This window comes from uncultured Gilvimarinus sp. (assembly GCF_963975215.1).
Taxonomy (GTDB): domain Bacteria; phylum Pseudomonadota; class Gammaproteobacteria; order Pseudomonadales; family Cellvibrionaceae; genus Gilvimarinus.
Map to the genome: position 1 here is coordinate 117006 of NZ_CAXBFW010000001.1, position 10732 is coordinate 127737.

The following is a 10732-nucleotide window of genomic DNA, read 5'->3' on the forward strand; positions in this document are numbered from 1 at the left end:
CAATGAATGGTGTTGTGGGCAATATACGAAACTGAGGATACGTAATGGCAGAAGTAAAAGTTAGCGAACTCGCCAAATCAGTGGGTACTCCCGTTGAGCGACTGCTGAAGCAAATGCAGGAAGCCGGGCTGAAGCATACCGCTGAGGATGCATTGGTCTCTGATGAAGAAAAACAGCAGTTGTTGGCCTATTTAAAGACCAGCCACGGCGAATCGGCGTCAGAAGAGCCGAGCAAAATTACTCTCAAGCGTAAAACCACCACAACCCTCAAAACGGGCAGTGGCAGTGGGCGTAAGACGGTAAATGTTGAGGTGCGTAAAAAGCGCACTTACGTTAAGCGCAAGCCCGCCGACTTGCTTGAAGACGAGCAGGCCGAAGAAGTGGTAGACGCGCCGGTAGAAGCACCGGAAGCGGTCGCTGAGCCCGAGCCCGTGGTTGCCGCACCGGAGCCAGAAGTGGTGCCCGAGCCAGAGCCTGCGCCGGAACCCGCTCCCGAGCCTGAGCCGGCCCCCGCGCCTGCCTCCGAGCCGCCAGCGCGCCGATCGTTTGTCGATGATATTGAAGAAAAACGTCTGGCCGCGCTCGAGCGTCGCCGCGCCGAAGAGGCCGCGCGTGAAGCGCAGCTGCGCGCCATCGAAGACGCTAAAGCAGCCGAGAAGGCCGCCGCCGAAGCTAAGCCTGCGGCCACAAAGCCCGCGGCTAAGCCCAGCGCTCCAGAGGCCCCAGAGCCCCCGGGTGCCGGCAAGCCCGACACTAAGCACGGGCGTAAAAAGAACGAGCGCCGAGGCAACTTTGAAGACGACGAAGCGCCACGCGCCAAGCGCGCCGGTAAAGCTGGCAAGAAAGGCATGGGACCGAAAAAGTCATCCAAAGCCGATCTGTACGAGCTGGCCGATGACGATGTCGATCAGGCGTTTATGGCACGCCGTAAAGCCGGACGTGCGGCGCATAAAGCGTCCAACAAACACGGCTTTAAGAGGCCCACGCACAAAATGACTCATGAGGTAGAAGTACCCGAAACCATCATCGTCTCTGACCTTGCTCAGCGCATGAATGTTAAAGCGGGCGACGTAATCAAGCAGCTGATGAAGCTGGGCGTTATGGCTACCATCAACCAGCCGCTGGATCAAGAAACAGGCCAGTTGGTTGTTGAAGAAATGGGCCACAGCGCCAAGCTTGTGAGCGAAAACGACATCGAGATCCACCTGGAAGAAAAAATTAAGGTGGAGGGCGAAGAGCTCCCCCGCGCGCCGGTGGTTACCGTTATGGGTCACGTTGACCACGGTAAAACCTCGCTGCTCGATTACATTCGTAAAGCCAAAGTCGCCTCGGGCGAAGCCGGTGGTATTACCCAGCACATTGGTGCTTACCGGGTGCAAACCAGTCAGGGCGAAATCGCCTTTTTGGATACCCCCGGGCACGCCGCGTTTACCGCCATGCGGGCACGCGGTGCACAGTGTACCGACGTGGTAATTTTGGTTGTGGCCGCCGACGATGGCGTTATGCCGCAAACTGAAGAAGCGATTAACCACGCCCAAGCCGCTGGTGTGCCGCTGGTTGTTGCTATCAACAAATGCGACAAAGAGAGCGCCGACCCGGATCGCGTTAAAAACGAGCTGGTAGCCAAGGGCGTTGTGCCGGAAGACTGGGGTGGCGACACGCAGTTTATCCAGGTGTCTGCGCACACTGGTGCCGGTATCGATGAATTGCTAGAGGCAATTTCGCTGCAGGCCGAGCTGTTAGAGCTTAAAGCCGTTGTCGATGCTCCCGCACGTGGTGTGGTGGTTGAATCGCGGGTTGATAAAGGCCGCGGTGTGGTTGCCACCTTGTTGGTGCAGCAGGGCACCCTGAAGCACGGTGATTTAGTGCTGGCGGGGCAAAGCTATGGCCGCGTGCGCGCCGCTACTAACGAGCTGGGTCAGCAGGTAAAAGAAATCGGGCCCTCATCGCCGGTAGAGATTCTTGGCCTGGATGCCGCGCCAAGTGCCGGTGACGACTTTGTGGTACTGGACGACGAGCGCAAAGCGCGCGAAGTGGCCGAGTTCCGCGCCGAGAAAGAGCGCTCCGATCGCATGCAGCGCCAGCAAGCGGCCAAGCTTGAAAACATGTTTGCCGGTATGGACGGCGGCGAGAAGAAAGTCTTGCCAGTGGTTGTTAAAACCGATGTGCGCGGCTCGCTTGAAGCTATCCTGGCCTCATTGGCCGATATCGGTAACGATGAAGTTGAAGTGCAGGTGGTTTCGTCCGGTGTGGGTGGTATTACCGATAGCGACATCAACCTGGCGCTAACGGCCAACGCCATTGTGCTGGGCTTTAATGTTCGTGCCGGCAGCGCCACGCGCCGTATGGCCGAGCAAGAGAGTGTCGAGATTCGCTACTACAGCATTATTTACCAATTGCTGGATGAAGTGAAAAGCGCCCTGTCTGGCATGCTCGACCCAGAGCGTGTGGAAGAAATCATTGGTATTGCCGATGTACGCGAAGTGTTTAGTTCACCTAAGTTTGGCCAGGTGGCCGGCTGTATGGTGACCGAGGGCACCGTGTACCGCAACAAGCCCATCCGTGTACTGCGCGATAACGTGGTGATCTTTGAAGGCGAGCTGGAATCTCTGCGCCGCTTTAAAGACGACGTTAACGACGTGCGCAACGGTATGGAGTGTGGTATCGGCGTTAAGAACTACGACGTTAAAGTAGGCGATCAGATCGAAGTCTTTGACGTTAAGGAAGTAGCCCGCGAGCTGTAAGCCACGCGGATTACTTTGCCCCGCCAGAGTAATGTGGCGGGGCTCTAAGGGCGCCTGATTAAACGCAGGCGCCCTTCATCGTTTTATGGCGACTCACGTTTTTAGCGACTTACGCTTTTGCAGCGTAGCTGTCGCACCCATTGAGCAGGTATACCCATGCCTAGAGAATTTACCCGTTCCGACCGCGTCGGTGATGCGATTCAGCGTTATCTGGCGAATATGATTCAGCAAGAAATTCGCGATCCCCGGGTGGGGATGGTCAATATCAACGATGTAAAAGTCACCCGCGATATGGCCTACGCCAAAGTCTACGTGACCCTGGTAGGCGCCGACGAAGAGGCAAGCCTGACCAGCGTAGGCGTGCTGAATAAAGCCGCGGGCTTTTTGCGTACCATGCTGGCCAAAGAGCTCAACATGCGCACCGTGCCGCGCCTGCAGTTTTACTACGACCACACCTCGGTACGCGGCCAGGAGTTGTCCTCGCTGATCGACCGCGCCGTCGCGGCCGATAAGGCTAAATCGGGCGATGAGGACGAATAATGGCGCGTCGACGTAAAGGCCGCGCGATTGATGGCGTATTGCTGCTGGATAAGCCGTTAGGGCTTAGCTCCAACCACGCGCTGCAGCGCGCCAAGCGCTTGTTTTTTGCCGCCAAAGCCGGCCATACCGGTAGCCTCGACCCGCTGGCCACCGGTGTTTTGCCCGTGTGCTTTGGCGAGGCCACCAAATTTAGCCAGTTTTTGTTAGATGCCGATAAGCGCTACCGCGCCACTTTCGTATTGGGCGAGAAGACCGCCACCGGCGACGCCGAGGGCGAGCTGCTGGAGACCTTAAGCGCCGCGGCCGTAACGGAGCCGGCGGTACTAAAAGCCATGCAGGCGCTGAGCGGCGAGATCGATCAGATCCCGCCTATGTACTCGGCCCTTAAGCAAAATGGCCAGCCGCTGTATAAGTTGGCCCGTCAGGGAATCGAGGTCGAGCGCGAGGCGCGCCACGTCACCATTTATGAGTTTGACTTACTGGCGTTTCGCGCCGGCGAGCGGGCCGAAGTCGAGGTGGATGTGCTGTGCAGTAAAGGCACCTACATCCGCTCGCTGGCCGAGGATTTAGGCGAGGCGCTCGGTTGCGGCGGCCACGTTAGCGCCTTGCGCCGCACCGCCACGGGCCCCTTTGACGAAAGCCAGTGTGTGAGTATCGATGAGCTTAACGACGAGCGCGGCGATGGTTTGGCCGAGCTGCTGGATCATCACCTGCTGCCCACCGATACTCCGGTGGCGAGTTTGGCGGCCATCACATTACCAGAATCCAGCGCCTATTATTTCCGTTTAGGGAACCCGGTAATGGACTCGCAGGTCTACCGCACAGGCCAAGAAGGTGATATGGTGCGTGTCTTTTGTGAAAGTGGCCAATTTTTAGGCGTTGGCACCCTCGATGAGGGCCGTGTCGCCCCCAAACGCTTGGTCGCAAACACCGCCACCGCCAGTTAAGTGGGCGCGGTGACAAACCCCCAATTTGCCGTTTTGGCGGTAAATCCCCGGCCTTTGGGCCGGGGGCAATAGTTGCCAGTCTCGCACTGGTAAATGACCTTGGCCTACCTGTAAATATGCACGGGTATGGCTGTAAATCATGCATATTAAATGAGGATATGATTATGGCACTAAGTGCTGCTGAGAAGTCTGAGATTGTAAAAGAGTATCAACAAGCTGAAGGTGATACTGGTTCTCCTGAAGTACAAGTTGCGCTGTTGACCCACAACATCAACAAGCTGCAAGGTCACTTCGCAGGCCACAAACAAGATCACCACTCCCGTCGCGGTTTGATCCGCATGGTAAACCAGCGTCGTAAGCTGCTGGACTACCTCAAGGGTAAAGATACCAGCCGTTACGCTGCACTGATTCAAAAACTGGGTCTGCGCCGCTAATTGCACAGTGCCCGCTTATGCGGGCACTTTTTTGTTGTACATCATTTGGGCGTCTCTATTAATTCAGGGTTGCCTCTGACGCTCGGCGCGCGGCCTAAACCGCAAAGCGTACCCCGCTGAGTGAGCTACACTTGTGCCCTGGTGCATGAGTGTTGGAGTAGCAACGGCCGCAGGCGTGGTCGAGGGACACCCCTGAATTAATAGAGGCCCATGTTTGACCGACAAGCTGCGTAGAGCAAGCAAACGCAAAAAAGGATAGAAGAGTGAATCCGATTATTAAGAAATTCCAGTATGGTGATCAAACCGTAACCTTGGAAACCGGGCGCGTAGCGCGTCAGGCCACCGGTGCGGTTATGGTGACTATGGGCGAAACCACAGTCCTGGTGACTGTTGTTGGTGCCAAAGAAGCAAAAGCAGATCAGCCGTTCTTCCCGCTGTCTGTTCACTACATTGAGAAGGCGTACGCCGCCGGTAAGATCCCAGGCGGGTTCTTTAAGCGCGAAGGCCGTCCTACCGAAAAAGAAACCCTGACATCACGTCTGATCGACCGCCCCATTCGCCCGCTGTTCCCTAACGGCTTTATGAATGAAGTGCAGGTAGTTTGTACCGTTATGTCGACCTGCAAAACCACCGACCCGGATATTGCCGCTATGATCGGCACCTCGGCGGCTCTGGCCGTATCGGGTATTCCGTTTAGCGGCCCGATTGGCGCGGCGCGTGTGGGTTACACCACCGACGGAGGTTACCTGTTAAACCCCAACTACGAAGCCCAGAGCACCTCTGAGCTGGACATGGTTGTCGCGGGCACCAAAGACGCCGTATTGATGGTGGAATCAGAAGCCAACGAGCTGCCTGAAGACATCATGCTGGGCGCGGTATTGTACGCTCACCAAGAGATGCAAGCGGTGGTTCAAGCCTGTGCCGAGCTCGCCCGCGACGCTGGCAAGCCAACCTGGGAGTGGGCGCCTGCGCCAGAGAAGACCGATTTAGTGGCCGCGCTGGAGCGCGACTTTGCTGAGTCTATCGGTGTTGCCTACCGCATTACCGATAAAGCCAAGCGTTACGACCGCTTGGGCGAGCTGCGCAACCAGGCCGTTGCCGAGCTGGCTAAAGAAGGTTCTGAGTACAGCGAAGACGACGTTAAGAAAGTTTTTGCCAAAGTCGAAAAATCCATTGTTCGCAGCCGCATTGTTGCCGGCGAGCCACGTATTGATGGTCGCGACGCCAAAACCGTGCGCGCCATTGATGTAGAAGTGGGCGTACTGGGTAAAGCACATGGCTCGGCCCTGTTCACCCGCGGTGAAACTCAGGCGCTGGTGGTAGCAACGTTGGGCAACGCCCGCGATGCGCAAATCATCGATGCACTGGAGGGCGAGCGTAAAGACCCCTTCATGCTGCACTACAACTTCCCTCCTTACTCAGTGGGCGAAGCCGGCCGCATGGGTGGCACTGGCCGCCGCGAAATCGGTCACGGCCGTTTGGCGCGTCGCGGTATTGCCGCGGTACTGCCAGAGCTGGAGTCCTTCCCTTACACCTTGCGTGTGGTGAGCGAGATTACCGAGTCTAACGGTTCTAGCTCGATGGCCTCTGTGTGTGGCTCGTCGCTGGCACTGATGGACGCGGGTGTACCGCTTAAAGCACCGGTGGCCGGTATCGCTATGGGCCTGGTTAAAGACGACGAAAACTTCGCCGTATTAACCGACATCCTGGGCGATGAAGATCACCTGGGTGACATGGACTTTAAAGTGGCCGGTACCTCTAGCGGTATCACTGCGCTGCAAATGGACATCAAAATCGAAGGCATCACCGAGCAGATCATGGAGATCGCACTTGAGCAGGCTCTGCACGCTCGTTTGCACATCCTCGATGAGATGAACAAAGTGATCTCGGTATCACGTGACACCGTTAGTGATAATGCGCCACGCTTTGAAACCATTAAGGTTAATCCAGACAAAATCCGCGACATCATCGGTAAAGGCGGCGCCACTATCCGCTCGATCACCGAAGAGACCGGCGCGTCTGTGGATATCGATGACGATGGCACCGTTAAAATCTACGCCACCGACACCGAAGCCCTGCAAGCGGCCCTTAACAAAATCGAAGGCATTACCGCCGAAGCCGAGATTGGCGCCACCTACGAAGGTACCGTGGTTCGTATCGTCGACTTTGGTGCGTTTGTTAACTTCTTGCCAGGTAAAGATGGTTTGGTACACATCTCGCAGATCGCTGAAGAACGCGTAAACGCCGTTAGCGATTACCTGAAAGAAGGCCAGGTGGTTAAAGTTAAGTGTCTGGACGTGGATCAGCGCGGTCGTATCAAGCTGTCCATTAAAGAAGCTATCGCCGATCAGAAAGCTGAGTCAGGCGAAGCAGCCCCAGCCGCTACCGAAGAGAACTCTGAAGAGAGTTAATTCTGCAGTATGCTTTGGCTAAAAAAACCGCCTTCGGGCGGTTTTTTTATGCGCGCTGGTTTATCTGTCGCGCTGTAAATCACTCACTGCCACCGCTGCGCTTTAGCCGTTAGTATAGCTTCTCACTCAATATTACCCGCTCAGTGAGGGCTGGGCAGAAAGGTTTGACAACGTTGTCTTTAGCGGATATTGTCTGCTTAGTGAGATAAATAGTCACTATACTGAATGGCGGAAACACCGCACCTACATAATTATTACAAGAGATCTCCCGGCGCTTTGGGCGGCGGCTACTGGAATGTATAGGTAACCTTATGAGCAACGAAACTGCCGCTGCACCCAATGCAGCGCCTCAGGCGAGTAACAGTGTGATCGTCCCCATGGCGATTATCGCCGGTTTGTTTTTTATCTTTGGCTTTGTCACCTGGTTGAATGGGGCGTTAATTCCTTTTCTGCAAACCATCTGTGATCTAACCGCCTTTCAGGCGATGCTAGTTGCCTCGGCTTTTTACGCCGCTTATACCGTTATGGCGATGCCTATGGCGTATATCATTGAGCGCACCGGCTACAAAAACGGTATGGCAATCGGTTTGTTTATTGTTGCCGTGGGCGCTCTGATTTTTATCCCCGCCGCTTATGGCCGTCACTTTAGTGTGTTTTTGCTGGCGCAGTTTGTGGTGGGTACCGGCCTTACAATTTTGCAAACCGCCTCAAACCCGTACGTGGTTAAGCTGGGGCCACCAGAGTCGGCCGCCGTGCGTATTTGCGTGATGGGCCTGCTCAATAAGGGCGCGGGCGTGGTTGCACCTATTGTGTTTTCGGCGTTGGTGTTGTCCGGCATTACCGGTGTGTCCGAGGTAGAGTTAGCCGCTTTGTCCGAGGCCGCGCGCGATGTAAAACTGCACGAGTTGGCAGCGCAGCTGGTATCACCCTATGTGGGCATGGCCATTGTTTTGGCAGTGCTAGGTGTAGCCATGCTGTTTGCTCCCATCCCCGACATTGAAGACGAAGTGCTTGAGGGCCAGGAAGAGGGCGATATTCGCCTGTCGGGTGTGTTTCAGTTTCCGCACCTTGTATTGGGCGCGTTGGCGCTGTTCTTTTACGTCGGTGTAGAAGTAATCGCCGGCGATGCCATTGGCCTGTTGGGTAAGCAAGCCGGGCTTAGTGGCTCGGTTAACTCGATGCTTACCTCCTACACCATGATCTTTATGGTTATCGGTTATTTGGCCGGTGTGGTGGCCATTCCGCGTTTTATTAGCCAGCAAACCGCCCTGATGTGCTCGGCCATATTGGGTATTATTTTTACCGTTTGCGTGATGACCGGCTCGCTGCAAAGCACCGTTATGTCAGCGGCAACCTTAAGTTTATTTGGTATGCCTGAAATCCCCAATGCCGTTTACTTTGTTGCACTGCTCGGCTTTGCCAACGCTATGTGCTGGCCTGCCATTTGGCCGCTGTCGCTGCAAGGCTTAGGTAAGTACACCAGTAAGGGCGCGGCGCTGTTGATTATGGGTATTGCCGGTGGCGCTGTACTGCCTCCTATCTACGGCCACTTTGCCGATACCGGCGATGGGCAGCTGGCCTATATGGTGTCTATCCCCGCTTATTTGTACATTCTGTTTTATGCGGTAAAAGGTCATAAAATGACCAGCTGGAAATAGCTTTCGCGAAACAAAATTGACTTTAACCCGGCGTATGCCGGGTTTTTTTTGTCCTTGGTTAACCGATCTCCCTCTTTTTAATTGTCGACTTCTACGATTCGCTTGAGCCGTCTTAAAAGTGTGACGTGTGTCGCTTTTACCACTCCTTAATGTTTAAAAAAACGCCAATGCTCGGTAATATACGCGAACAAATATAAACAAAACTTTTAATTCCATTTTGTAATTAATGGGTTAATAACGAAAGCGGATTGAGTTTAAGGCAATGGACTGTATGTTCTGGCGATACCCTCTACCTTTTACCAAGGTATGTTTATTTTTCCTGTTAGTTTGGCTGCTCCCGTCAGGCTACTCCTCCGGTGCGCTTGCGCAATCCGGCGCTGGCCCTATAGACAAAATCCAGCGCGAGCACGAGCAGCTGCTTAAGCAAGATCAGCTGCGCCGCGATGACGAACTAAAGCGCAATCAACCTGAAGTCGATATATTTCTGCAAGACGATGACGACGATACCGGTTGGGTCGGGGACGATGAGTCACGCTGTTTCGATATCAGCGATATCGATGTGCAGGGCGTAACACTGTTTGAGCCCGGGCAAATCGACGCAATCACTGCGCCATACCTCAACCGTTGCCTGGGTTTGCAAGAGTTTAACCAGATTATAAAAAGTATCAGTAACCTTTATTTAGAAAAGGGATACGTTACCAGCCGCGCCTATGTCCAGCCGCAAAACTTAAAAGATGGCGTCCTCGATATTCTGGTGCTTGAGGGTAGGCTGGAGTCCATTATTTCCCCCGAAAGTAAGCTCACAGAGCGTCAGTTGCGCTGGGCTTTTCCGGCTGAGGTTGACCGGCCGCTAAATCTTCGCGATTTAGAGCAAGGTCTAGAGAACCTTAACCGCTTAAGCCAAAACCGCGCGAGTATGGACTTAGAGCCAGGCGAGCAGCCCGGCCATACTCAGCTTCGGGTTAAAAACACCTTGGGCCGTTATTTATCGGGTGGGGCCGGAGTTAATAACAGTGGCAGCGAATCAACCGGCGAGACACTGGCCAATGTGTACGCCTCGTGGGACAACCCCACCGCCTCCAACGACAACCTGTACGTATCCATTAGCGATTCAGTCGACGCTCCCAGCGGCGCGCAATCGCGCAGTTACTCGGCCAATTACAGCGTGCCTTACGGGTACAGTTTGTTTCGTGTAAGTGGCAGCTACTTTGACTACCAGCAGCGAGTGGCCGGCTCCGTGGCAGACTTTACCACCAGTGGTTCGTCCGCCAGTCAGTCGCTGAGTTTCGATTACTTAGCCTATCGCGGCCAGCGGGACAAACTAACCTTCACCTCGGCGTTGGTGCGCAAAGAGAGCAAAAACTACCTTGAGGATGTTTTTCTTGAGACGTCATCCCGCGTGTTGTACCTAACCAATGTCGGCGGGCGCTACACGCGTTACATCGGGCAGGGCGTGTTGCGCGTCACGCTTACCTGGGCCCGCAGCGAAAGCTGGTTTGACGCGACGGAAAAAATTGTTGCCGATGAAAACGAATACCAATTTGATACTTTTTCAATCGACGGCTCGTATTCCACGCCGTTTGCGTTGGCCGGCGCTGAATTTTCTTATCAAAGCAATGCATCTTTGTTTTATACCCCCGATGATGTGATTGCGTCTGAAGCTTTATCGTTGGGGGGCGAATACACCGTTCGCGGCGTAGAAAACACCGGGCTTGTTGGTTACAGCGGTGGTTATTGGCAAAACGAAATACACTTTTCTAAAAGCCTGCCTTTACTAGGCAGGCTGGATCTATTTTTGGGGCTGGATGTAGGTAACACCGACACACCTGAGTTAGAGAGTAAAGACCGGGAGTGGTTGTCCGGCGCCGTGTTTGGCACGTCTCTCGCGCATCGTCTTTATCGTTTAAGCCTCGTGTACGCGCAAACCATACATGCTCCTGATTATCTCGGTGCACAATCGCACGCTCTATACGCCTCGTTACAAGCCTATTTTTAAGA

The 10732-nt window shown here is 54.6% G+C and carries 7 protein-coding genes; all 7 read left to right on the forward strand.

Annotated elements, in window-relative coordinates:
* Positions 1 to 44 precede the first annotated feature (44 nt).
* The 7 genes from infB (at position 45) to AAC019_RS00545 (ending at position 10730) form a co-directional block, all read left to right on the forward strand.
* Positions 45 to 2744, forward strand: a complete 2700-nt coding sequence (gene infB / locus AAC019_RS00515; RefSeq protein WP_339896582.1) for a translation initiation factor IF-2 — start codon at positions 45 to 47, stop codon at positions 2742 to 2744.
* 156 nt (positions 2745 to 2900) lie between these two features.
* Positions 2901 to 3284 (forward strand): 30S ribosome-binding factor RbfA, encoded by a 384-nt coding sequence (gene rbfA / locus AAC019_RS00520; protein WP_339896583.1) that lies wholly within the window; start codon positions 2901 to 2903, stop codon positions 3282 to 3284.
* On the forward strand, positions 3284 to 4231 hold the full coding sequence (gene truB / locus AAC019_RS00525) for a tRNA pseudouridine(55) synthase TruB (RefSeq protein ID WP_339896584.1): 948 nt from the start codon (positions 3284 to 3286) through the stop codon (positions 4229 to 4231). Before rbfA ends, truB begins: the two co-directional genes overlap by 1 nt.
* 164 nt (positions 4232 to 4395) lie before the next feature.
* Complete coding sequence (gene rpsO / locus AAC019_RS00530; RefSeq protein ID WP_339896585.1) at positions 4396 to 4665, forward strand: 30S ribosomal protein S15; 270 nt, start codon at positions 4396 to 4398, stop codon at positions 4663 to 4665.
* 263 nt (positions 4666 to 4928) lie between these two features.
* Positions 4929 to 7076 (forward strand): polyribonucleotide nucleotidyltransferase, encoded by a 2148-nt coding sequence (pnp, locus tag AAC019_RS00535; RefSeq protein ID WP_339896586.1) that lies wholly within the window; start codon positions 4929 to 4931, stop codon positions 7074 to 7076.
* Between the two features lie 311 nt (positions 7077 to 7387).
* Entirely contained in the window at positions 7388 to 8734 is a 1347-nt protein-coding gene (locus tag AAC019_RS00540) for a sugar MFS transporter (RefSeq protein WP_339896587.1), read from the forward strand.
* A gap of 271 nt (positions 8735 to 9005) precedes the next feature.
* The gene (locus AAC019_RS00545; RefSeq protein WP_339896588.1) at positions 9006 to 10730 is read left to right on the forward strand and encodes a ShlB/FhaC/HecB family hemolysin secretion/activation protein; all 1725 of its coding nucleotides are present in this window, start codon (positions 9006 to 9008) and stop codon (positions 10728 to 10730) included.
* Positions 10731 to 10732 lie beyond the last annotated feature (2 nt).